Annotated in this window: 1 pseudogene; it reads right to left on the reverse strand. The window is 41.2% G+C overall.

Features of this window, described 5'->3' with window-relative positions:
• Positions 1-173 precede the first annotated feature (173 nt).
• Positions 174-417 (reverse strand): annotated as a pseudogene (locus CP363_RS11100) (LTA synthase family protein); the annotation flags it as partial.

Below are 417 nucleotides of genomic sequence, written 5' to 3' on the forward strand. Positions count from 1 at the left end.
AATATGATATCGTTGTTTTGAAAAAACATGAGCAGCTGCTGAAAGCCGTGAAGGAGATTTTGAATTCTGAGGAATACAAGGCGAATTTGTCTCATTTAAACGGCTATGAAACAAAGCTGACTGGCAAGGTGATGTTGGAAACGTAAAAAATCCCTCTTGATAGAGGGATTTTTTCATTCGGAAAACCTGAGCAGGTCACCATTTAAAATTTTATCAGAGAGAGAAAGTTCTTCGTTTGCTTTCTCCTTGTAAGGGAGGCACGCATCCTGATCTTCCAGCACTTCACCTGTTTTTTGGCTATAGCACGTGTTCTTTGTGTATATATAATCGTTCGTAATAAAGCTGCCGTTTCGCAGAACGGCGAATGGGGTGCGGTCGCTGGACAGTAAATCATTGCCGAATTGGATATCGCCTTTT

Source organism: Lactobacillus sp. UMNPBX12, assembly GCF_002553955.1.
In the GTDB taxonomy this organism is placed as follows: Bacteria; Bacillota; Bacilli; order Lactobacillales; family Lactobacillaceae; genus Lactobacillus; species Lactobacillus crispatus.